Below are 22,186 nucleotides of genomic sequence, written 5' to 3'. Positions count from 1 at the left end.
GAGGTTGAAAACGTGAGTTCTGTAGCAAAAAAACAGGGGATGGGTGCTGTCATATGGGATTATTTAACGACAGTAGACCATAAAAAGATTGCCATTCTCTATTTAATTGCAGGTGGATTGTTTTTTGTAATAGGCGGAATAGAAGCTCTATTTATTCGCCTTCAATTAGCGATTCCTAACAACGCTTTTCTTGTTGGGGATGCTTATAATCAAGTATTGACGATGCACGGTACAACAATGATTTTCCTCGCAGCTATGCCACTCGTGTTTGCATTTATGAACGCCGCTGTACCACTTCAAATTGGTGCACGTGATGTAGCGTTCCCGTTTTTGAATTCACTCGGATTTTGGTTATTTTTCTTTGGTGGAGTATTTTTAAATTTAAGTTGGTTTTTAGGTGGAGCACCTGATGCAGGATGGACATCTTATGCATCTTTAGCTTTAGCCTCTAAAGGTCATGGTGTTGATTTCTATGTACTCGGTTTGCAAATCTCAGGTATTGGTACATTAATTGGAGGGATTAACTTCCTTGTCACCATTATTAATATGCGTGCGCCAGGAATGACGTATATGCGTATGCCGATGTTTACATGGACGACATTTGTAACATCTTCGCTTATATTATTCGCTTTTCCACCGTTAACTGTAGGATTAGGACTTTTAATGTTAGATCGTTTATTTGGAACAAGTTTCTTTAATCCAGCATTGGGTGGGAATACAATTATATGGGAGCATTTATTCTGGATTTTCGGTCATCCAGAAGTATACATTCTTATACTCCCAGCTTTCGGAATATTCTCAGAAATCTTCGCGACATTTTCGAAAAAACGATTGTTTGGTTATTCATCGATGGTGTTTGCGACTGTATTAATTGGTTTTTTAGGATTTATGGTATGGGCGCATCATATGTTTACTGTTGGACTTGGTCCAGTTGCTAATGCTATTTTCTCAGTTGCAACAATGGCGATTGCGGTTCCGACTGGTATCAAAATATTCAACTGGCTCTTTACAATGTGGGGCGGAAATATTCGTTTTACGACACCGATGATGTGGGCAGTAGCTTTCATTCCATCATTCGTCATGGGTGGAGTTACAGGGGTTATGCTAGCATCTGCACCAGCTGATTATCAATTTCATGATAACTATTTCGTAGTAGCACATTTTCATTATGTAATCGTTGGCGGTGTTGTATTTGGTTTACTTGCAGGAGCTCATTATTATTGGCCACTGATGTTTAATAAAGTATTAAATGAAACATTAGGAAAGATAACGTTTTGGCTATTCTTTATCGGTTTCCATTTAACGTTCTTTATTCAGCATTTCCTTGGCTTGATTGGTATGCCACGCCGTTACTACACATATCTTGAAGGGCAAGGGTTGGAAATGGGGAATATGATTAGTTCTATCGGAGCGGTGTTTATGGCTCTTGGGACGATTGTTCTTCTATTCAATGTAATTAAAACGACAGTATCAAAAGAAAAAGCTGGTCGTGATCCGTGGGATGCACGTACATTAGAATGGACGATGCCAGCACCGACACCAGAATATAACTTTAAACAACTACCATTTGTTCGCGGATTAGATCCGTTTTGGATTGAAAAACGTGAAGGTAATAAAGAGATGACAGCAGCGGAACCAGTTGGTGATATTCATATGCCAAATCCTTCGTTTTCACCATTTGTCATTTCTTTCGGATTGTTTATAGCGGCATTTGGTGCAATGTATATGCAGGGCGGAAAAGATAAGTTCTGGTTATTAGTAGCAATTATTGGTTTAATCATTACATTTGGCACAATGTTCCTACGTTCAGTAATCGATGATCATGGATATCATATTCATAAGGAAGATTTAGAGGATAAGGGGGGCAAGGCATAATGCATGTAGATGAAAAATTAACGAATGAAACATTTCCAGCAGAGCCTGAAAAAGCAACCCTTGAGGGGAAAAATAAGTTTGTCGGCTTTTGGTTATTTCTTGGAGGCGAAACAGTGTTGTTCGCTTCCTTGTTTGGCACATATTTAGCATTAAAGAATTCTACAAATGGTGGACCAACATCTCAAGAGATGTTCCAAATGCCGCTCGTTTTCATTATGACGATGCTTTTATTAACGAGTAGCTTAACGAGTGTATATGCGATGTACCATATGAAAAACTTTAACTTTAAGAAAATGCAACTTTGGTTACTAGTAACTGTATTGCTAGGTTTAGGGTTTTTAGGGTTTGAGATATATGAGTTTTATCATTATACACATGAATTTAAGCATACTATGAGAAGTAGTGCGTTTGGCTCTGCGTTTTATGCTCTTGTTGGTACACATGGACTCCACGTATTGTTTGGATTGTGTTGGATTTTAACATTAATCTTTAGAAATGCGAAGAGAGGTCTAAATTTATACAATGCACCGAAGTTTTATGTTGCATCGATTTATTGGCACTTTATTGACGTAGTTTGGGTGTTTATTTTCACTGTAGTATATTTAATGGGAATGGTGGGATAAACAATGGCGATAAAGCAAACGAATAATCCTAAAGTTGATCTTGTTTATCGGAAGAGAAAAAGTGCGGAGGAAATGAAGCATCAAGTTATTACGTTTGCATTAATGATTTTTTTAACATTAGTTGCATTTGTAGCAGTGGCGTATCCAAAAACTTTTAGTCCGACTTTCTCTGTGCCATTTATTTTACTATTAGCAGTGGTACAAGTAATTTTTCAATTGTATTATTTTATGCATATGAGCCATAAAGGACATGAAGCAGCAAGTTTCTTTCTTTACTCTGGCCTGCTAATAGGGTTAATTACAATTTTAGCTTTTATGACAATTGTGTGGATTTGAAAAGTGAAAAATAAGGGAGCTTGTGTTGTCACAGCTCCCTCTTCATATTATGGAATAACCTTAAGAAGGTAGGTGTGACAATGAGTAACTTATGGATATTTGGTTTTCAGGCTTTATGGAGTCCAATTTTTTTATTATTTATGCTTTCGATTCTTATTGGGTACTTCTTAATTATTGGGCCTTATAGAATGAGATTTGAAAATGCGACGAAGGTAAGTAAGAAGCAAATTATTTATTTTACGACTGGTATTGTTCTTTTGTATTTTGTAAAGGGAGGGCCTATTGATTTAATTGGCCATATTATATTTAGTGCTCATATGTTTGAAATGGCAGTCATGTATATTGCAGTTCCACCGTTACTGTTGCTTGGTATACCAATTTGGTTATATCGTTACATTACTTCTTTTAAGTTCGTTCAAATTATATTAAAGGTATTTGCTAAACCACTTATTGCATTGTTTGTATTTAACGGCCTGTTTTCTTTTTATCATTTACCAGTTGTTTTTGATACGGTAAAACAAAGTCAAATTGCTCATCCTATTTGTCTCACTATATTGTTTTTTACAGCAATCATGATGTGGTGGCCGATGCTAAATCCGTTACCAGAATATCAAACGTTAAGTGATATAAAGAAACTTGGTTACATGTTTGCTAACGGTATATTATTAACGCCAGCTTGTGCGTTAATAATTTTTGCGACAGCTCCGTTATTCGCAACGTATACGGATCCAGCCGCTTGGATGAAAGCAATGGAACTATGTGTACCGGCGGGCACTTTATCAGATTTAAATATAACTGGACCAGAATTTTTACACTGGATGCCAGTAGTACAAGACCAACAAACTGGTGGTATCATAATGAAAATTGTCCAGGAAATAGTGTACGGTACAATTATAGGCTATGTATTCTTTAGATGGGCACGTAGAGAGCGTGAAAAGGATAAGGAGCAGTTGCAGCAATTACCACCTTATTTGCAGACTAAGTAGAAGAAGTGTATGGGATTCCATACGCTTTTTCTTTTTTAGTTTTAGATTTTCGTTAAAGATTGAATTTTCTAATTATTTATGTTAAGTTAGTGTAGGCGTGTACTAAAAGTGGATATAAAATTTACTACTAGCTTTCATGCGTAATAATTCCATATGTAGTGCAAGTTTTTTAGAGAGTTACAAATATATATTGTTATCTTTAATAAACACGAACTATTTTAAGGGGGAATTTAAATGGGTAGTAGTGGAAGTATGGTAAAGCCGATTAGTGGTTTTTTGACAGCGCTAATTCAATATCCAGTACCAGTAGTAGAGTCACGTGCAGACATTGATAAACAAATTCAACAAATCATAAAAACAATTCATTCGACCAAATCAGGTTACCCTGGATTAGAATTGATAGTATTTCCTGAATATAGTACACAAGGGCTCAATACAAAAAAATGGACTACAGAAGAATTTTTATGTACAGTGCCTGGGCCAGAAACAGACTTATTTGCTGAGGCATGTAAGGAATCTAAAGTATATGGTGTTTTTTCAATAATGGAAAAAAACCCTGATGGTGGAGAGCCATATAATACAGCAGTTATTATTGATCCACAAGGTGAAATGATTTTGAAGTATCGTAAGCTAAATCCTTGGGTGCCAGTCGAGCCTTGGAAAGCTGGAGATTTAGGCTTACCTGTTTGTGATGGACCTGGAGGAAGTAAATTAGCTGTTTGTATTTGTCATGATGGCATGTTCCCTGAAGTAGCTCGTGAAGCGGCCTATAAAGGTGCAAATGTCTTGATTCGTATTTCTGGGTATAGCACACAAGTTAGTGAACAATGGATGCTAACCAATCGTTCAAATGCATGGCAGAATTTAATGTATACATTGTCGGTAAACTTAGCGGGTTATGATGGTGTATTTTATTACTTTGGTGAAGGACAAGTATGTAATTTTGATGGGACTACTTTAGTACAGGGGCATCGAAATCCTTGGGAGATTGTTACTGCTGAAGTATATCCAGAACTAGCAGATCAGGCTAGATTAGGATGGGGATTAGAAAATAATATATATAATCTAGGTTCAAGAGGATATGTAGCAACTCCTGGTGGGGTGAAAGAAAATCCATATACGTTTGTAAAAGATTTAGCTGAAGGTAAATATAAGGTTCCTTGGGAAGATGAGATTAAAGTAAAGGATGGATCTATTTATGGATATCCAGTAAAAAAAACGATTCATTCTTAGGGGAGGGAAAAAACAAGCGCATCATATTGATGCGCTTGTTTTTGTTAATCAATAATTTGAAGTTCCTTTAACTCTTTTTCGACATTTTGTAGGAGTTGTTCACTTTTTTGAAGTACATTCGTTGGGAAAGTCTCATCATCGCCATATTCAACGCCGTGAGGATAATAATGTTTTCCTAATAAGGGAGGGAGTAGTTTTACTTCAGCGTGTCTACTGCCAATGTCACCTTCAACAGCAACGCCTTGCACCCGCAAATAATAAACATCCTTTAATATTTCAAATTTATAATCGTATGTAACCCGTTCATAATCCCACTGTCCAGCAAGTACGAAGTGGTTGTTTTCCATGATTTCAGTTAAAAGAGTTAATTCAACGACGGCTCCATTAAATTTCGTATTTGTAAATTGCATATAATACCTCCTTTTTTAATGTTACACCATTATTTTTATAATAGTATGAATAATAAGAAAGTGCAATTCATATTGAGAGAAAAGGGATAATCCAGACTTTTTTCACAAAAATATGATATAGTGAAAAGAGTACGGTACACACAAAAAGAAAGAAAAGGATTTGTGTATATCTCAATTTTATGTTTTGTTCAGGAGGTATATCGTTTGAAGAAATTATTGCGTATCGTAATGATTACAATTTTAATTTTAGCTGTTGATTTATACGGGAAATTACTCGTTTCACAATATATATTAACCCCATCTCAATCAAAGCAAGAAAATAAAATTGTGAAAAAGAAAAAGCAAATTAAGGAAGACTCCTCAGACACTGTTTTAAATATGATTGGTGAAGACTCTGAAAATTTATTAGCGAAGTGGGGAGAACCCTCTCGAATAGAGCCATCTGCATACGGATATGAATGGTGGGTATACAATCAGGATTTAACTCAGTATGTTCAATTCGGAGTTTCTGAACGTAAAGTTATAACGGCGTACGCTGCTGGTGAACAAGTTAAGGTTCCACCTTATTATATAAATGAAAAATATGAAGAAGTATATAAAAAAAGTCCGCTTTCGCATGAAATTTCATTAAAAAGAGGGAAAAATAGTTATCAATTTGAACTATCTGATACCGAAGTCATGGAACAACCGTTAATACCTGTAGAAGATGGATGGGCGCAATTGTATTTTGATCAATTTACACATGAGCTTGTGGGTGTTCGTTATATGGATGATGAAACTTTATTACGCCAAAGACCATATCAGCTCGTTTATTCAGGTGAATTAATAGCAGAACAACCATTGACTCCAGAAAAGATAAAACAAGTAGAAAATGGGAATATGCAACAAATTTTTGATTTAACAAATATCATTCGAAGTCGTCATAAATTACCATTATTAACATGGGATCAGGAAACGGCAGATGTTGCTGTTGGTCACAGTAAAGATATGAAAGACAATAATTATTTTTCTCATGACTCACCTACATTAGGTACGCTAGGAGATCGTTTGCAGCGCGGGAAAGTAGGATTTCAACTTGCTGGTGAGAACATAGCGGCGCAACATAGTGATGGAATTGCGGCAGTGCAAGGTTGGTTAAATAGTGAGGGGCATAGAAAGAATTTATTAAATGAACAATTTACAGGATTAGGTGTTGGTGTATACGATAAATTTTATACACAAAACTTTATTCGAAAATAAAGCGAAACTGTAAGCGGTGGGGTGTTACATCACCTAATTAGTTACTTCGTATTCACTGAATTGTAGGTGGGAATCTGACCGTATGCAAATAGCAGAAAAAAAGGTGCATGAATCGTCTAAAAATAGGCGAACCATGCGCCTTTTTTTTCTTACTATATAGTAGATATACATGGAGAGGTGAGGATTATGCCAACAACAAAAGGGCCGTTACATCCATCGGTTCAACAGTTTAAAGAATTTGTAAACCATCACCCTAAAATGGTTCATGAGGTTAGAAGTGGTCACAAAACTTGGCAACAATTTTATGAAGAATGGTACTTACTTGGTGAAGAAGATCCAATATGGGCAACTTATAGACCGGATGGAGCGCCTGCGTTTTCTTCGGTAAAAGAAAATAAAAAAGAAAAAGATAATCGAACTGAAGAGGAAAAAACTGCTGATGTGATGGGGCAAATGCTTTCTTTTTTTAAAAAGTTGGACGTGGAACAAATGCAGAACCATTTAGCTAATGTGACGAGTGCTATTGGGAGCGTGCAACAAGTTATTCAGCAATTTCAAGGTAACCGTACGCAACAAGAACAAAGTACTTCAGAAAATAACCCGTTTTTCTTTCAAAAGGATTAGGGGGGAAAGATGATGAGAGCAGAAATTATGGAGTTTATAAAGGCTGATGAGGATTTATCTCGCTATATTAGAGAGCAACCGTACTGGTATAGAAAATTAACACGAAATCCTGAAGAAAAAGAGGCTTTTGAGTTAGCGGCGATGCAACATTTCAAAAAAACAATACCAGATAAAGTGGAAAAATTTCAAAATCAATTGGCTGTTGCTTCGATCATGATTGATATGTTTCAGTATATGAAGCAACAAAATGCAACCTAATTGCAAGTGAAAAATATGTCCGTCATGCAGAACTTTTGTTACAATAGAGATTGATTATTTAAAAAGGAGTTGCAGCATGACGGAAATTTGTTTAGTACGACATGGACAAACTGATTGGAATTTTCAAGAAATTATTCAGGGGCGAGAAGATATTCCGCTTAATGAAGTTGGTAAGAAGCAAGCGAGTCAAAGTGCAGCTGCTTTACAAGAAGAAACGTGGGATATCATTATAAGTAGCCCGTTAATTAGAGCGCAAGAAACGGCTAATGAAATCGCAAAGGCGGCTGGATTACAATCGATTTTATTAGATGATCGATTTGTTGAACGGAATTTTGGAGAAGCTTCAGGGAAGCCAGTTGCGACTGTTAGAGAGTTGATTGCTGAGGGTAAAGTAGAAGGTATGGAGCAAGATGAAGAGATTGTAGCTCGTTGCTTTGCTGCTTTAGAAGATGTTGCAACAACTCATTTTGGCAAACGTATTATTATTGTTGCTCACTCACACGCGATAAAAGCAATTTTACATGCCATTGAACCAGATGAAATTACATTTAAGACACCATTAAAAAATGCGTGTATTAGTTATGTGAAACAAAATAGTGGGAAATGGGATGTTCTTAAATATAATATAGCGGAACATATTACTGTATAAGTGTGTACGGATATAGTGTGAAAATAGTTTCATTATATCTTTCTTTTGAGTAAGTCACTTCAATTAGTAGTTCTAATCTAAATGTGGTATGATGGATACTCGGAGGTGTCTCTCATGATTGTAGCGACGCTAGAAAGCGTATTAATATTAGATAAGGCAGAGCAGCTTGCAAAAGCGATTATCTGTTCAGATATAGCAGAAGATTATCGTAAGTATTATAGAGAATTACATGAAGATATGGAACTTCAGACGTTAATTCAGCAATTTACAGCGATGAAAGAACGGTATGAGGAAGTACAGCGTTTTGGAAAATACCATCCTGACTACACTACCGTATCGATGAAAATGAGAGAATTAAAGCGTTCTGTGGACTTACATGATAAGGTTGCAGCTTTTAAAAGAGCAGAAACTGCTTTGCAGAAGTTATTAGATGAAGTTAGTGTAGCGATCGGTTCGGAAGTGTCTTCTTCCATTAAAGTGCCAACAGGGAATCCATTCTTTGATGCTGGTGGCTGTGGTGGAGGTTGTGGTACTGGCGGAGGTTGTGGTTGTAAAAAAACGGGGTGATGTACCCCGTTTTTTAGAAGTTGGAAGGAAACGTATACAGAGTTTGTCCTGTAATGTTATAAATTTCTGATTGGTTTTCATAGAATATAAAATATATGTTTTTAAAAGGAGAAGATGGAGAAGATTATGTTCGGGCAACGACAAAGTATGATTGTTTATTTACATTCATTGAAACATGCCAAGATTTTAAGGAAATATGGTAACATACATTACATATCAAAACGATTAAAATATGCTGTAGTATATTGTGACATGGAACAAATTGAGCATATGATGCATAAATTGAACAAACTTCCTTTTGTGAAAAAGATAGAACAGTCGTATCGCCCGTATTTAAAAACGGAATTTGAAAATTCCCGTCCTGATCGAGCAAAAGAATACGATTATAGCTAATAGAAAAAATCCCCTGCTAAATTTAGCGGGGGATTTTTTAATTGAAATAAAGTGTTATTTCATCGGAGGAATGAAATTGTTCATTCGTAAAATACCAATTAAATGATTAAAAAATAGTTCTTTTTCTGGGAAAGTTGTAGATGGCTTTACAGTAAAAGTAGCCACTTTTTTTCCGAGTTGCTCTGCCGTTTCTTCAAATAAAATGACACGTTTACTTTTTTTATTTTCAAATACAGGAATGCCTTCACGACATATGTATAATGGTTGGAAATCACCAGTAGTAGTTGGTTTTAATATTACAACAAGCGAACACACTTTTTTATCGTTTTTTATCGTTTCAAATTGTAACATATGTGCTATACGTTCTTGATTTGTTTTGGCAATTTCAAGTAATTCATATAAATCAGAGTAGCCTTCTCCGAGTTCTATAAAGCGTTGAATCATATTTTTTCCTCCTCTTTCTTTTACTGTAACATTTCACTTTTTAAATGAAAAGCACACAAAGAAAAAAAACCCTGCATAGCAGGGCCCTTCTTATACTAGCATGTACTAGTAAGAAGGCAAAGGGAGAGGAGAAACCGGAGGAAGAACTTATGGGGAAACGTAAGTCTTCTCCGCGGTTGGCAACAACATCGAAGGTGATGTTGTTATAATTATTTATGTCCAATCTAAATGAAGATATACATAATGAAATTAAATTTTATGTCAGGCTTTTTATTTTTCTTTTTTTTATTTTGTGATAGGATAAAAAAGATAAAGTGGAACTAATATACATATTGGATTCATATTAGTGAATGATGAGATGAATACATAAAAATAATGAGTGGTTATTTGATGCTGAGTTTTCTAATATTTTGGTGAATGTAATTTGTTAACGGTTACCGAAGTGGGAATGGCTTTCTATAATCGCTCGATAGATTGAAATAAAGGTAGTGACAACAGATGAGAGTAGTTTCAGGAAAATGTAAAGGACACCCACTTAAAGCGGTTCCTGGTAATACAACACGTCCAACGACAGATAAAGTAAAAGAATCTATTTTTAATATGATAGGTCCTTATTTTGATGGTGGTATCGCCCTTGATTTATTTGGTGGTAGTGGTGGCCTTGGAATTGAGGCTTTGAGCAGAGGGATCGATAAAGCGATTTTTGTTGATAGGGATAGTAAAGCGATAAAAGTAATTCATCAAAATTTAGAAAGTTGTAGAATACAGGAACAAGCTGAAGTATATCGAAATGATGCGGAACGTGCAGTAAAGGCGCTTATAAAACGTGAAATGTCATTCGATCTTATATTAATAGACCCACCATATAAAGAGCAAAAAATTGTATCTTTAATTAGTGTAATGGATCAACATGGATTGCTACATAGTGATGGATTAATTATGGCAGAGCATGGTAATGATGTGGTTTTACCTGATTCAATAGGAAAGCTTGTAAAAGTACGAGCTGAGAATTATGGGATTACTGCAATATCGATTTATAAGTATGAAGGTGAGGGGACAGAATGACAAGTATAGCTATTTCTTCAGGAAGTTTTGATCCAATTACCCTTGGGCATCTGGATATTATTAAAAGGGGAGCAAAAGTATTTGATGAGGTGTACGTAGTCGTTTTAAACAATTCATCTAAAAAACCATTCTTTTCAGTTGAAGAGCGATTAGAACTAATTCGAGAAGCGACAAAGGATATCCCGAATGTAAAAGTAGATTCGCATAGTGGGCTGTTAGTAGAGTATGCAAAAATGCGTAATGCAAATGCAATATTACGTGGTTTACGAGCAGTTTCTGATTTTGAATATGAGATGCAAATTACTTCTATGAATCGAAAATTAGATGAAAATATTGAAACATTTTTTATTATGACAAACAACCAATATTCATTTTTAAGCTCGAGTATTGTGAAAGAAGTTGCGAGGTATGGAGGAAGTGTAGTGGATCTTGTGCCTCCTATTGTAGAGCGTGCTTTAAAAGAAAAGTTTCAAACCCCGTTAAAGTGAACGGGGTTTTTCTTTATACGTGCGAAAAAATAATAAAATAACATATAAATATAGACAAAATAATGTAAAAATTGGTCCGTAATGTATAAAAGATGTCCAAATTTCATGTAGTATAGAAGGATGCTTGGATAAAAATACAGGAATATCTTTTTGCATAGGTGAGAAAGAACTTACTTTCTCATAAAATGGTGTCCAAAATATAAATGTAAAAATAGGGGCAAGAATACTTTGAATAATTCGTGCGAAAAAATAGGGTTTAAATCGGATGTCTGTTTCAGCTAATATGCTAGCAACTTGTGCCTGAATAGAAAGACCGCTAAATGCTAAAATGAAGCTTGTTACCATAGCTTGTTGTAAGAGGGGTGTTTCATTTATTTGACTAATCATTTGGCTTCCGAGTGTCATTTCGAAAACACCTGATAATATAGGTATACTAAAATCTGTACTTAGTTGGAAGAATGATAAAATATGTTGCATAATAAAAGAAAGAGCTGCTGTAATGTGGAATACAGTAATCATTTTATTTAACACAGAGAATAAAATAATAAATCCGCCAATCATAAGTAATGTTTGAATAGAAGAAACGATAGCATCCCCAAGTAATTTACCGATTGGTCTTTTTTCTTGTAAGCGTGTCTCGTGAAGAATTAAAAAAGGGTTTTGAAAGCGGCGTTTTTTTGTAGTGTGTGTATTATTTTTGTAAACGGTATTATGGCCGTAAAAACGCATAATTAATCCGACAGCAAAGTTACTTAAATAATGGGCAGCCGCTAATATAATCCCTAATTTCGGATTATTAAAAAAACCGATAGACACAGCACCGAAAATAAAAAGTGGATTAGAAGAATTTGTGAAAGAAACGAGGCGCTCCGCTTCAATCTGAGTTAAAAGGTTGCTTTTTCGTAGTCTAGCGCTTAGTTTGGCGCCTGCAGGGAAACCTGAAGCCATTCCCATTGCCCAAACGAATCCACCTATCCCTGGAACGCGAAAAAGTGGGCGCATGAGTGGTTCTAATATAACGCCAATAAATTTTACAACACCGATACTAATTAGAAGTTCCGCAATGATGAAAAACGGTAGTAGTGAAGGGAATACAACTTCCCACCATATATTTAACCCGCGAATAGAAGCTTGTAAAGCGGCTTGGGGGTGGAGTACAAGAGAAAAGGTTAAAAAAAGCGTTGATATGGTAAGGAAAGCGGTTTTCCATTTTTCATACATGTAAGTAAATCCCCCTTTGTCCCAAAAAACGTTCATTTCAGTATACGTGGATACGTAGTGAATTTAGACCATAAGTATGAAAAAGGAATGAAAAAAATTAAAGGGTGAGAAAAATGAAAGAACCAAAGATTGGTTTAGCACTTGGGTCTGGAGGAGCGAAAGGGTTTGCTCATATTGGTGTAATAAAGGTTTTAAGGGAAGCTGGTATCCCTATTCATATGATTGCAGGAAGTAGTATGGGGGCGCTAATAGGTACGTTTTATGCGGCAAGTAGTAACGTTGAAAGATTGTATAAATTGGCATCTGTTTTCAAGCGGAAGTATTATTTAGATTTCACGGTACCGAAAATGGGATTTATTGCTGGAAAACGTGTCAAAGATATGATTAAAATGTTTACATATAATAAAAATTTAGAAGAGTTAGATATCCCGACGGCTGTTGTGGCTACTGACATATTGAAGGGGGAAAAAGTGGTTTTTACAAGTGGACCAGTTGCAGATGCGGTGAGGGCTAGCATATCTGTTCCTGGAGTGTTTGTACCAGAAAAAATAGATGGACGATTATTAGTGGATGGTGGGGTTATTGATCGTATCCCAGTATCGGTTGTGAAAGAATTAGGGGCCGATATTGTTATCGCTGTGGATGTGTCTCCAATTAAGGTGAATGGCGATGTTACGTCCATTTATGACGTAATCATGCAAAGTATAGAAATTATGCAGCATGAGCTTGTAATGAATCGGCAAATTGCATCGGATTTAATGATGCGACCAGCTGTAGAGCAATTTAGTTCACGTGCTTTTACAAACATTGAAGACATTATTCGAGTTGGAGAAGTAGAAGCGGAAAAACATGTTTCAAATATTTATTTATTAATTGAGCAGTGGAAGGAGAAACATAATGTTTAAGCGTTTTCGGTTTATATATGCAATCTTAATAGGGGTTATATTGGCGATGTTACTTGTTTACGTGCGTTTACCGTATTATGTAACAAAACCAGGAATGGCTGCCAAATTAGAGCCTTACGTTCAAGTTGAGGGTGGAACGAAAGAATCTGGTGATTTTATGCTTGTTACGGTTTCAATGGGACCAGCAAATGTGGTGAATTTAATAGCGGCACAGTTTAATAAATATACACATATTTCAAAAGCGGAAGAAATATTGCAAAAAGGTGAGAGTAATGAAGAATATCAATTTCGCCAAAATTATGCGATGAAAGATTCACAAAATGCAGCAATTTATAATGCATATAAACGTGCAAATCGCTCCGTTTCTTTTGAAAATAAAGGTGTATTAGTTGCTGGTGTGGCAAAAGGAATGCCGTCAGAAGGAAAGCTTAAGCTTGGTGATGTTATTATAGCTGTTGATGGAAAAACATTTGAAAAGACGGAGCAATTTATTGAATATATGACTGGGAAAAAAGAAAGCGATGCTGTAAGTATTGAGTACATGAGAAATGGAAAACAATTGAAAGAAAATTTAAATGTAAAGACGATTCCTAATGGGAATGGACGTGTCGGTATAGGTGTTTCTATCGTTACGGAAAGAGAATTAGTGGTCGATCCGAAAGTGAAAATTAATTCTCATGAAATTGGTGGACCATCCGCAGGTTTAATGTTCACATTAGAAATATATAATCAACTTGTGGAAGAAGACTTAACAAAAGGACATGAAATAGCTGGAACAGGTACAATTAATGAAAAAGGAGAAGTTGGCCCGATTGGTGGTATAAATCAAAAAGTGGTGGCTGCTAGCGATGCTGGGGCTGAGGTGTTCTTTGCGCCAAATGAAAAAGGAGCGGAGAAATCGAACTATAAAGATGCACTTGAGACTGCAAAGGACATTAAAACAAAAATGAAAATTGTACCAGTGGATACGCTGGATGATGCGTTAACATATTTAGAAAAGATGGATAAGGAAAAAACCTCTCTGAAATAGAGAGGTTTTTTTATAGGAATTTTGTAGTTGTTTCATCATAGCGAATAGGATGGTGTGTTATATCCTGTTTTAATAGTTGCGTGCGTAACGGTTCGTGCATGATGGAGAAATATACAGAGTTTGCTTTTTTCTCTATATCTAAAGCAGCATGGTCAAATGTTTTTGTATGAGTAAGGATTGGAAGTTCGATTTTTTTCTTGTTTTTTGAAAGATAAGTTTGTCCTTTTTGTGACATGCCTAGCAGGCGGATATATGGTGCATGTTGTTCTATATTTGCGCTACGTATTTCCTCTTTTGTTGTGTTTGTTAAAATGTGTGTACAAGCTCTTTGTAGTCTAGTCCATGTATAACGTTTTGTTTTTAATGCTTCCATGAATGAATAGAAGGAGGAACTGTTTTGTATTTTTGATAAAATACGATGCTCTAAACCTTCTTCTATTTCATATATATGTCGTAAGTCTCCTGAAGACATTGTCATGAGTTTATATTTAAAAAATGAAAAGTATTGTTCCCAATTATGTAATATCCCGTAGTTTTGTTTGTAATTTGCTAAAAGCGAAGTGGTTGCCTGTGGGAGAAAAGGTTCAATTGTTGTAAATGATCCTTCTTCGCTAAAGAGTTGTTTCCGAATGCTTGTCGCGCTTGCAATATGTTGGTCATTAAATGTTTCATCATGATAATGAGAGGCGAATCTTTTTATAGTTTGAGCTTGTATAGAGCTATTTTGTGACAGAATTGCTTTCATATATTGGAAGCCTAAAATATTATTTGGTTGTGACATATCTATGTTTTTTTCGGATGTTAAAATGTGTGAAAAAGCATCCGATGTTGCTTTTGCATAACTATTGCCAGCGTCCATGAATTGTTTTACAAGGCAGTTAAAAGTCTCTTCTTCGTTTTTTTGTACGGAGATGGTATTATAAAAATTTTCGATTTGTCCATCCTCACTACCGAAACAAATTTCAGAAACATGTAGGGCATTTAAAATGGAAATAGCACCATTTGCGAAGGTTTCAGCCTTTTGTGTCGCAAAGACGTATGGAAGCTCTACAACAAGGTCTACGCCGTTTGCTAAGGCCATTTTAGTGCGATACCATTTGGAAATGAGTGCGGGCTCACCACGCTGTAAAAAAGGACCACTCATAACGGCAATTATTATATCGGATTGTGTTAACTTTTTTGTCTCTTGCACATGATAAAGATGACCGTTATGAAAAGGGTTATATTCAACAACAATACCACCAGCTTTTATGGTAATCTCTCCTTTCGATGTAGCATCTTTTTGAAAAACGTGATACTCTATATATTATTTACTATGATGACTTCATTATAGTGTAAAGAAAAAACATTGACAAATATAAAATGGCTAGCTATAATTTTGTTTGTTGCCTTGAGGTGATATGATATGAAATGGTCCATCCATCAATTGAATAAATTGAGAAATAAAGGATTGACATTGGATGAGATGGTAGATGTAAGTGAGCTAAAAGAGGTCGAGAAAGATATTCGTGAAATTAATCCTGTTCATGTAACGGGAAGAGTTGATTTTGGCTCCGGTAAGTTTACGTTTCATCTACATATAACTGGAAGCATGGTTTTACCATGTTCTCGTTCTTTAGTAGATGTGACATTACCATTTGACATTAAAACAACTGAGGTGTTCCAAACTTCACAAGAAGAATTTGAAACTGAAGCTGAAATTCATTGTTTAGAAGGAGAAGTACTTGACTTACTGCCCGTAATCAAGGAAAATATACTTTTGGAGATTCCAATGCAAATTTTCAGTGATGATGTTTCTGGTGGAGCACCGACGCAAGGTCAAGACTGGCAAGTGATTTCGGAAGAAGACAAAGAAAAGACTGTTGATCCAAGATTGGCAGGACTTGCAAAGTTTTTTGACAAATAATCGGAAGACTGGTTCAGGCCTTCATATGAAAATAACTATTTCTTTTAAGGAGGTGGGAAGAATGGCTGTACCTTTTAGAAGAACTTCTAAAACAGTAAAAAGAAAGCGTCGTACGCATTTCAAATTATCAGTACCTGGTATGGTAGAGTGCCCAAGCTGTGGTGAAGCGAAATTAGCTCACCGTGTATGTAAAGCATGCGGTACTTACAAAGGTAAAGAAGTAATCAGCAAGTAATTGCAGGAAAATAAACGCAGAAGATATCTTCTGCGTTTATTTTTTTTGTCTTAATCTTTAGTTGTTGTATTCTATCTTTTCTAGTAACTGCATATGCTTAATAAAAAATGCATAGGGAGGACTAGAGAAATGGCGACAACAAGACAAGATGCTTGGACTGATGATGAAGATTTGCTTCTGGCAGAAGTAGTACTCCGGCATATTCGAGAAGGTGGAACACAACTTTCTGCCTTTAAGGAAGTGGGGAAAAATTTATCTCGTACACCAGCAGCATGTGGATTTAGATGGAATTCTTACGTAAGAAAGCAATATAAAGAACGTATTGAGGAAGCGAAGCAACTTCGTAAAGTAGAAAATTATGAAGTGAAAGAGACAAAAGTGTTAGAACCTACGTCAATTACGTTGAATGATGTTATTGATTTCTTGCAAAATTATAAAGATGAAAACTCTTTAACGGTGTTGCAACAACAAGTTGAATCATTACAAACAGAAAGAGAGCGTCTTCTGGAGCGATTATCAGTATATGAGGAAGAGTATAGAACATTGCTTGATTATATCGATCAAAAAAGAAGTGTAATGGTAGCGGAAAGAAACAATGCTCGCTCGACTGAGAAGTTAGAGAAGCTTAAGAAATAAAAAAACAGCTGTTATACAGCTGTTTTTTTATTTCTTAAGCCGATTCTTCATTTGTAACCGCATTCAAATTTGTTTCTGGATGCCAAATATAAAAATCTCCATCAGTTACTGATACGGGGCTGAAATTTAATTTATCCCAAAAACCAGCTGAATGAATACGCGCTATCGTTTTAATAGGAAATTGCAGTTGTTTCGCATGATTTACAAGCATTTGTCCGAATCCTTGTTTTTGAAAAGTTGGTAATACTTCAAGTTTATAAAGTTCTAGGTAAGGACCTGTAATTTCGAATGGTTCTCCGCCGTTTCTTTTCATATATAGACTCATACGTGCGATTAGTGATCCGCCATAATAAATACCGTAAAATGGAGATTCACTGTCGTTTTCAATAATGTTTGCTTGCAATTCTTCCAGCATAGATAGTTCCTGGGCTCCGCACCCTTTAAATTTTTTGAATTCATCTAACGTTTTATAATTGATGAGCAAGCGCTCAACTTTTGGGAATCCCATTACATCACATCCTTTTCTTATCTCGTTGAATGCAGAAAAGTAAAAATATTTATAATAATAGTATAACTCATTTTTTTATTTTTATGAAGAAGATAGTATATTTCTTTTATTATTTTTTTGAGGATTTGCTAAACTAAGAGTATAAGTGTATTAATAGGCAGTATATACATAGTGAAAAATGAGAGTGTATTTGTTTGGCAGAGGACAACGAAATTATAGGGCGTGCTCATGTACTTTAAAAAGATATGAAAAAGGGGGGAGGCAAGGGCACTTAATGTGAATCCCTTGTGTGAAAATGAAAATTGGAATTGTCGGACCAGGTGCTATTGGTCTATTGTATACATTTTATTTACAAAAAAGTAACCAAGATGTTACGTTGTTTACAAGAACAGCTAAGCAGGCTGAAGAATTAAATGAAACAGGTGTAACTTGTATTAGAGATGGAAGATGGGAAACAGTATATCCGCCTGTTTTACCGATAGAAAGTATGGTAGCGCAAAATTTAGATTATATATTTATTGCTGTGAAGCAATATCATATAGATGACATACTACCGTTTGTGGAAGGTGCATCATCATTAATCTTTTTGCAAAACGGAATGTCGCATCTCCCAAAGATGCTGCAAATAGGGAGTGAAAATATAGCTGTTGGTATTGTAGAACATGGTGCGAAAAAAGAGGGAGGGCACATCGTTCATCATACTGGAGTAGGTGTAACGAGATTTGGAGTGGTTTGTGGCCAATCTATACATTTTAAAAAAATATTTCATTCTTTTCCTGTTGCTTATTTTCCAGTTCAAATAGAAACAGATTGGGAAGAGATTATGCGCAAAAAATTAGTAGTAAATGTATGTATCAATCCGTTGACGGCGTTATTGGGAGTAAAGAATGGTGAATTAATCACGAATCGTTTTTTTTATCAAATGATGGAGCAAGTGTTTCAGGAGGTCGCATTTCTTATTAGAGGAGAAAAAGAAATGGTATGGCAAATGGTACGAAATGTGTGTGAAGGAACGTCTCGTAATACATCCTCTATGTTAGCGGATGTAAGAGCGAATAGACAGACGGAAATTAATGCGATTGTTGGGTATGTATTAGAAGAGGCTAAGAAACAGCAACGACCAGTTCCGACACTTCAATTTTTGTTCGATGCAATAAAGGGGTTAGAAACAAGAGTATAAGTGTTATTCTTTGCTTTTAAGTGAAACATTGACTACAATGTGGATTGGTGAGAGAACTGGATACGAAAGGAAGAATTATATGGAGATAAAAGAAATCTCTGTTCCGCAACAAGGTGTTGTAGCGGACTATATGAACGGTAAAAAAGAGATACAGTCATGTTTTGATTATATGTTAACAGAAGATGCTTTTAAACAACGTTTACATGATTTGCGTGAAAGGGAGTTTTTCCGCCAAGATTTAGTAGCGCATTTATTAGAATATAATACAAAATTACAAGCGGAAGAATCTACACTTCAAAATGTAAAAGCGCTTGGAGATGAAAATACATATGTTGTTATAGCTGGACAACAAGCGGGGTTATTAACTGGACCGCTTTATACAATTCATAAAGTTATTTCAATTTTACAGCTTGCAAAGGAAAAGGAAGAAAGTTTAGGAGTTAAAGTTGTCCCTGTCTTCTGGATTGCGGGTGAAGATCATGATATGGATGAGATTAACCATACTTTTGTAGCGAAAAATAAAAAGATGAAAAAAACTATTTTTTATGATCGTAATCCGAAAAAGGCGAGTGCTTCTGAGTCTGAACTTTCTGTTGAAGATTGTAGAAGTTGGATTGAAGAGATTTTTAAAACATACCCAGAAACAAATTTTACAAAGGATGTATTAAAATTTGTTGATGATGCTTTGAAAAAATCGAATACGTATGTAGATTTCTTTGCTCATCTTATTACGAAAATCTTTGCTAATTCTGGTTTAATCCTTGTTGATTCACATCATCCTGAATTAAGAAAGTTAGAAATTCCATTTTTTAAGCGAATTATAGGTAAGTATAAAGAGGTGCAAGAGGGGCTTCGTAATCAGCAGGAAGTAATTAAAGAACTAGGATACAAACCGATTATTGAAACGAAGTCTCATGCAGTGCATATATTCATGGAAATAGATAATGAACGAGTATTGCTTGAAGAGCATCAAGGTAAGTTTGTTGGAAAGGATGGGGCGCATTCCTTTTCATATGAAGAGTTGATTGAAGAAATGGAGAGAAATCCGGCACGTTTTAGTAATAATGTTGTAACGCGTCCTCTTATGCAAGAGTATGTATTTCCTACGCTCGCATTTATTGGAGGTCCAGGGGAATTAGCTTATTGGAGTGAATTACAACAAGTATTCCATACTGTCGGTTTTCAAATGCCACCTGTCGTTCCTCGTCTTACAATTACTTATGTGGAGAGAGATATAGCGACAGATTTATTCGATCTGCAATTGAGAGAAAGTGATCCGTTTTTAAATGATGTCGATAAACTGCGTGAAAACTGGTTGTCTAATCGAGTAGAGGAACCGATTGATGATCATTTTGAAAAGGCGAAAAAAGAAATTGCCGATATTCATATATCTTTACAGCAATTTGTAAAGAAAATAGAGCCAGGATTAGGTGCGTTTGCAGGGAAAAACGAATTGAAAATTAATGAACAAATTGAACTGCTGGAAAGAATGTTGAAAAGAAATGTTGAGAAAAAGTATGAGGTTCAGCTAAATAAATTCCGCCGTATACAATTCGCACTTCGTCCATTAGGTGCGCCGCAAGAACGTGTGTGGAATGTATGTTATTATTTAAATCAGTTTGGTTTGGATTTCGTTGATCGTGTAATGGAAAACCCTTTTTCTTGGGACGGAAAACATCATGTTATAAAACTATAAAATCTTGCTCTTTGGAGCAGGATTTTATTTTTATTCCGTTGAATTTACTGTGAAGTGATTTTTTTCTGAATTATCAATCAAAAAGTGTTGGATATGGTAATTGTGTTGGATACTTAAATATATGACAAAATAGCACAAAATGTAAACGTATTATTCGCTTTTTCGACAGTTTTTTATTTAAATTCCCGCAAAAGATGATAAAATTTAGTATATAATAAAAGAAAATAGCGATTTGTATAGTATGTTGCCTTTGTTGGTAAGTTAAATGAGTCGTTCTTTCGTATTATTTCATTCTCTAAGCGTGAAATATGTGCTTAGAGGAAGGGATACATTCAACATAATTAATTGGAAAAAGAGTAGGTGCAACAATGTTTAAACACGTAACAGTGCTTTTAAAGGAAACAGTAGACGGCTTAGATATAAAGCCAGATGGTACATATGTAGATTGTACACTGGGGGGAGGAGGACATAGTTCTTATTTATTATCCCAATTAACTGAAGGTGGAAAATTAATAGCGTTTGATCAAGATGAGATAGCGATTCAAAACGCGAAAGAAAAGTTCTCTTCATACGGTGAACAGTTTATAACAGTAAAGAGTAACTTCCGTTATTTAGCTGAAAAACTGCAAGAAATAGGTATAACAGAAGTAGACGGTATTTTATTTGATTTAGGTGTTTCATCCCCACAATTAGATACACCAGAGCGAGGCTTTAGTTATCATCATGATGCACCGTTAGATATGCGGATGGATCAAGATGCCCCATTAACAGCATATGATGTTGTAAATAGCTGGTCATATGAACAACTTGTAAGGATTTTCTTCCAATACGGTGAAGAGAAATTTTCAAAACAAATTGCAAGAAAAATTGAAGCTTATCGTGAGAATAAAGCTATTGAAACGACAGGAGAATTAGTAGAGCTAATTAAAGAAGGTATTCCGGCTCCTGCTCGTAGAACTGGTGGGCATCCTGCTAAGCGAGTGTTTCAGGCAATTCGTATAGCTGTAAATGATGAATTAAAAGTATTTGAAGAAGCATTGGAATCTGCTATTGAGATGGTTAAGCCAGGTGGAAGGGTTAGTGTTATAACATTCCATTCATTAGAAGATCGTATTTGTAAAACAACGTTTAAGCGAAATAGTACAACGCCACAATTGCCGCCAGGATTACCGATTATTCCTGATGAATTTAAGCCGAAATTAAAGCTTATTACAAGAAAACCGATTTTACCTTCTGATATAGAGCTAGAAGAAAATAATCGTGCGCGTTCTGCGAAGTTGAGAATCGCTGAAAAACGATAAAAGGGAGAGAGAGGTATGACTAATTTAGCTGTAAAGTACAAACAACAAGCGCAAGAAGAGGTGCAAATTCAAACGCCCCCACAGCAGATGGCTAAGCCGAAGGTTAAAGCGAAAATTACAAGAATCGAAAAACTGTTGTATGTAGCGTTTATTGGCTTTTTATTGTATGCCTGTGTCGCGTTTATTGGAAATAAAGCAGGCCTTTATCAAGTTAATGTAGAAGCAGCGACGATAGAAGAAAAAATTGTACAGCAGCAAAAAGAAAATCAAGAATTACAAGCTGAAGTAGAGAAGTTAAGTCGCTATGAACGAATCGCTGAAGTTGCAAAAAAACACGGGCTAGAAATTAATGCGAATAATGTGAAAGGCCTCAAATAA

At 35.6% G+C, this 22,186-nt stretch carries 27 protein-coding genes; 22 read left to right on the top strand and 5 right to left on the bottom strand.

What is annotated here, in order from left to right; all coding sequences use genetic code 11:
- Positions 1–39: 39 nt before the first annotated feature.
- The 5 genes from ctaD to ACUXVC_RS19825 all read left to right on the top strand — a co-directional run bounded on the left by ctaD (position 40) and on the right by ACUXVC_RS19825 (position 5,053).
- Positions 40–1,875, top strand: a complete 1,836-nt coding sequence (gene ctaD / locus ACUXVC_RS19845; RefSeq protein WP_172452085.1) for a cytochrome c oxidase subunit I — start codon at positions 40–42, stop codon at positions 1,873–1,875.
- The gene (gene ctaE / locus ACUXVC_RS19840) at positions 1,875–2,498 is read left to right on the top strand and encodes a cytochrome c oxidase subunit III (protein ID WP_000557861.1); all 624 of its coding nucleotides are present in this window, start codon (positions 1,875–1,877) and stop codon (positions 2,496–2,498) included. Before ctaD ends, ctaE begins: the two co-directional genes overlap by 1 nt.
- Before the next feature lie 3 nt (positions 2,499–2,501).
- Entirely contained in the window at positions 2,502–2,834 is a 333-nt protein-coding gene (gene ctaF / locus ACUXVC_RS19835; protein ID WP_000985703.1) for a cytochrome c oxidase subunit IVB, read from the top strand.
- A gap of 80 nt (positions 2,835–2,914) precedes the next feature.
- Complete coding sequence (ctaG, locus tag ACUXVC_RS19830; protein ID WP_016080459.1) at positions 2,915–3,820, top strand: cytochrome c oxidase assembly factor CtaG; 906 nt, start codon at positions 2,915–2,917, stop codon at positions 3,818–3,820.
- Between the two features lie 234 nt (positions 3,821–4,054).
- Complete coding sequence (locus tag ACUXVC_RS19825; RefSeq protein WP_000535802.1) at positions 4,055–5,053, top strand: formamidase; 999 nt, start codon at positions 4,055–4,057, stop codon at positions 5,051–5,053.
- Positions 5,054–5,097: 44 nt separating this feature from the next.
- Here the strand turns inward: ACUXVC_RS19825 and ACUXVC_RS19820 are convergent, their stop codons facing one another.
- Complete coding sequence (locus ACUXVC_RS19820) at positions 5,098–5,463, bottom strand: YugN family protein (protein ID WP_001160948.1); 366 nt, start codon at positions 5,461–5,463, stop codon at positions 5,098–5,100.
- 204 nt (positions 5,464–5,667) lie between these two features.
- On the opposite strand from ACUXVC_RS19820, the gene ACUXVC_RS19815 reads away from it, so the two are divergent.
- From ACUXVC_RS19815 to ACUXVC_RS19790, 6 genes are all read left to right on the top strand, one after another.
- A complete protein-coding gene (locus ACUXVC_RS19815; RefSeq protein WP_000735387.1) occupies positions 5,668–6,702 on the top strand; it encodes a CAP domain-containing protein in 1,035 nt (344 codons plus the stop codon).
- 186 nt (positions 6,703–6,888) lie between these two features.
- Complete coding sequence (locus tag ACUXVC_RS19810; protein ID WP_001143346.1) at positions 6,889–7,326, top strand: YlbD family protein; 438 nt, start codon at positions 6,889–6,891, stop codon at positions 7,324–7,326.
- 12 nt (positions 7,327–7,338) lie between these two features.
- The gene (locus ACUXVC_RS19805; RefSeq protein WP_001200990.1) at positions 7,339–7,584 is read left to right on the top strand and encodes a YlbE-like family protein; all 246 of its coding nucleotides are present in this window, start codon (positions 7,339–7,341) and stop codon (positions 7,582–7,584) included.
- A gap of 76 nt (positions 7,585–7,660) precedes the next feature.
- Positions 7,661–8,233, top strand: coding sequence for a histidine phosphatase family protein (locus ACUXVC_RS19800; RefSeq protein ID WP_053563739.1), 573 nt, complete (start codon positions 7,661–7,663; stop codon positions 8,231–8,233).
- A gap of 114 nt (positions 8,234–8,347) precedes the next feature.
- Positions 8,348–8,800 carry a YlbF family regulator gene (locus ACUXVC_RS19795; protein ID WP_000634366.1) on the top strand — a complete coding sequence of 151 codons (453 nt, stop codon included), beginning with the start codon at positions 8,348–8,350 and terminating at the stop codon, positions 8,798–8,800.
- A 126-nt stretch (positions 8,801–8,926) separates the two neighbouring features.
- Positions 8,927–9,193, top strand: a complete 267-nt coding sequence (locus tag ACUXVC_RS19790; protein WP_002082261.1) for a YlbG family protein — start codon at positions 8,927–8,929, stop codon at positions 9,191–9,193.
- 54 nt (positions 9,194–9,247) lie between these two features.
- On the opposite strand, the gene ACUXVC_RS19785 is transcribed toward ACUXVC_RS19790, so the two are convergent.
- Complete coding sequence (locus ACUXVC_RS19785; protein WP_000616017.1) at positions 9,248–9,637, bottom strand: DUF7147 family protein; 390 nt, start codon at positions 9,635–9,637, stop codon at positions 9,248–9,250.
- A 498-nt stretch (positions 9,638–10,135) separates the two neighbouring features.
- On the opposite strand from ACUXVC_RS19785, the gene rsmD reads away from it, so the two are divergent.
- Both rsmD and coaD read left to right on the top strand, forming a co-directional pair.
- Positions 10,136–10,702, top strand: a complete 567-nt coding sequence (gene rsmD, locus ACUXVC_RS19780) for a 16S rRNA (guanine(966)-N(2))-methyltransferase RsmD (RefSeq protein ID WP_001266976.1) — start codon at positions 10,136–10,138, stop codon at positions 10,700–10,702.
- Positions 10,699–11,190 carry a pantetheine-phosphate adenylyltransferase gene (coaD, locus tag ACUXVC_RS19775; RefSeq protein ID WP_000200601.1) on the top strand — a complete coding sequence of 164 codons (492 nt, stop codon included), beginning with the start codon at positions 10,699–10,701 and terminating at the stop codon, positions 11,188–11,190. Before rsmD ends, coaD begins: the two co-directional genes overlap by 4 nt.
- On the opposite strand, the gene ylbJ is transcribed toward coaD, so the two are convergent.
- On the bottom strand, positions 11,182–12,411 hold the full coding sequence (gene ylbJ / locus ACUXVC_RS19770) for a sporulation integral membrane protein YlbJ (protein WP_095690272.1): 1,230 nt from the start codon (positions 12,409–12,411) through the stop codon (positions 11,182–11,184). The genes coaD and ylbJ overlap by 9 nt on opposite strands.
- Positions 12,412–12,524: 113 nt before the next feature.
- Between ylbJ and ACUXVC_RS19765 the strand changes: the two genes are divergently transcribed.
- Complete coding sequence (locus ACUXVC_RS19765) at positions 12,525–13,316, top strand: patatin-like phospholipase family protein (protein ID WP_000662590.1); 792 nt, start codon at positions 12,525–12,527, stop codon at positions 13,314–13,316.
- The gene (locus ACUXVC_RS19760) at positions 13,309–14,346 is read left to right on the top strand and encodes a SepM family pheromone-processing serine protease (RefSeq protein ID WP_053563741.1); all 1,038 of its coding nucleotides are present in this window, start codon (positions 13,309–13,311) and stop codon (positions 14,344–14,346) included. The genes ACUXVC_RS19765 and ACUXVC_RS19760 overlap by 8 nt, the downstream gene beginning before the upstream one ends.
- Before the next feature lie 10 nt (positions 14,347–14,356).
- Here the strand turns inward: ACUXVC_RS19760 and ACUXVC_RS19755 are convergent, their stop codons facing one another.
- Positions 14,357–15,538 (bottom strand): nucleotidyltransferase, encoded by a 1,182-nt coding sequence (locus tag ACUXVC_RS19755; protein ID WP_245912891.1) that lies wholly within the window; start codon positions 15,536–15,538, stop codon positions 14,357–14,359.
- A gap of 213 nt (positions 15,539–15,751) precedes the next feature.
- On the opposite strand from ACUXVC_RS19755, the gene ACUXVC_RS19750 reads away from it, so the two are divergent.
- From ACUXVC_RS19750 to ACUXVC_RS19740, 3 genes are all read left to right on the top strand, one after another.
- Positions 15,752–16,252, top strand: a complete 501-nt coding sequence (locus ACUXVC_RS19750; RefSeq protein WP_000872146.1) for a YceD family protein — start codon at positions 15,752–15,754, stop codon at positions 16,250–16,252.
- Between the two features lie 61 nt (positions 16,253–16,313).
- Positions 16,314–16,487: a 50S ribosomal protein L32 gene (rpmF, locus tag ACUXVC_RS19745; protein WP_001984764.1), complete on the top strand. Its 174-nt coding sequence runs from the start codon at positions 16,314–16,316 to the stop codon at positions 16,485–16,487.
- 129 nt (positions 16,488–16,616) lie between these two features.
- Positions 16,617–17,123, top strand: a complete 507-nt coding sequence (locus ACUXVC_RS19740) for an RsfA family transcriptional regulator (RefSeq protein WP_000246469.1) — start codon at positions 16,617–16,619, stop codon at positions 17,121–17,123.
- A gap of 34 nt (positions 17,124–17,157) precedes the next feature.
- Here the strand turns inward: ACUXVC_RS19740 and ACUXVC_RS19735 are convergent, their stop codons facing one another.
- On the bottom strand, positions 17,158–17,631 hold the full coding sequence (locus tag ACUXVC_RS19735) for an N-acetyltransferase (RefSeq protein ID WP_000506690.1): 474 nt from the start codon (positions 17,629–17,631) through the stop codon (positions 17,158–17,160).
- Between the two features lie 295 nt (positions 17,632–17,926).
- Between ACUXVC_RS19735 and panE the strand changes: the two genes are divergently transcribed.
- From panE to ftsL, 4 genes are all read left to right on the top strand, one after another.
- Positions 17,927–18,811 (top strand): 2-dehydropantoate 2-reductase, encoded by an 885-nt coding sequence (gene panE, locus ACUXVC_RS19730; protein WP_014482115.1) that lies wholly within the window; start codon positions 17,927–17,929, stop codon positions 18,809–18,811.
- Positions 18,812–18,890: 79 nt separating this feature from the next.
- Positions 18,891–20,507 carry a bacillithiol biosynthesis cysteine-adding enzyme BshC gene (gene bshC / locus ACUXVC_RS19725; protein ID WP_446025825.1) on the top strand — a complete coding sequence of 539 codons (1,617 nt, stop codon included), beginning with the start codon at positions 18,891–18,893 and terminating at the stop codon, positions 20,505–20,507.
- A gap of 368 nt (positions 20,508–20,875) precedes the next feature.
- Positions 20,876–21,808 carry a 16S rRNA (cytosine(1402)-N(4))-methyltransferase RsmH gene (gene rsmH, locus ACUXVC_RS19720; RefSeq protein ID WP_000472508.1) on the top strand — a complete coding sequence of 311 codons (933 nt, stop codon included), beginning with the start codon at positions 20,876–20,878 and terminating at the stop codon, positions 21,806–21,808.
- Between the two features lie 15 nt (positions 21,809–21,823).
- Positions 21,824–22,186, top strand: coding sequence for a cell division protein FtsL (ftsL, locus tag ACUXVC_RS19715; protein WP_000182804.1), 363 nt, complete (start codon positions 21,824–21,826; stop codon positions 22,184–22,186).

The sequence above is a fragment of the Bacillus sp. N6 genome (assembly GCF_052805735.1).
Note: the sequence above shows the minus strand (reverse complement) of the source record. Positions and strands in the feature narration are given on the sequence as shown.